Below are 528 nucleotides of genomic sequence, written 5' to 3'. Positions count from 1 at the left end.
ACATTGTTGGTTGATGAGGAGAGCCAACAAGAGCTAAAACAACGCTTAATTGACTCGTTCAAAGACCCTACTGTACTTAAGCTGACGAACAAGCGTATGCCGCGTCAGTTGAAACACTTTGAAGTAAAAACGGTGATTAACTTCGAATTCAATGAAGCATCAGATCAACACATCATGAGCTTAGAAACGCTTGATCAGCCAGGGCTATTGGCGCGAGTTGGGCAAGTGTTTTTGCAAGAGCAAATCGAAGTACATGCTGCGCGTATTACTACTTTAGGTGAGCGTGCAGAGGATATGTTTTATATCAGTGATCAAAACGATAAGCCACTATCACCTGATAGACTGGAAGCATTAAAGGCAGCTCTGTTAGCCAGTCTTACCGTTCAGAAAGAGCATAATAGCGTAATATATGTTTGATACGGCTAGATATTTTTGGTTAGCCATTATTTTGAATATTAACTAGCAAAAGTAGGCTGATAGTCATCATAGAAGTACGTTTTATAACGTACGTCTATAGGTTATCTCGCT

At 40.2% G+C, this 528-nt stretch carries 1 protein-coding gene; it reads left to right on the top strand.

Going from position 1 to position 528, the window contains the following annotated elements; all coding sequences use genetic code 11:
* Positions 1–417 (top strand): ACT domain-containing protein (locus tag JMX83_RS15120; protein ID WP_406947645.1); only part of this gene is annotated, 417 nt, incomplete at its 5' end.
* Positions 418–528: the final 111 nt, after the last annotated feature.

Origin of the sequence: Psychrobacter piscatorii, from assembly GCF_904846415.1 — a bacterium.
In the GTDB taxonomy this organism is placed as follows: domain Bacteria; phylum Pseudomonadota; class Gammaproteobacteria; order Pseudomonadales; family Moraxellaceae; genus Psychrobacter; species Psychrobacter piscatorii.
The sequence above is the reverse complement of the archived record's forward strand: the minus strand, read 5'-3'. Positions and strand labels throughout refer to the sequence as shown.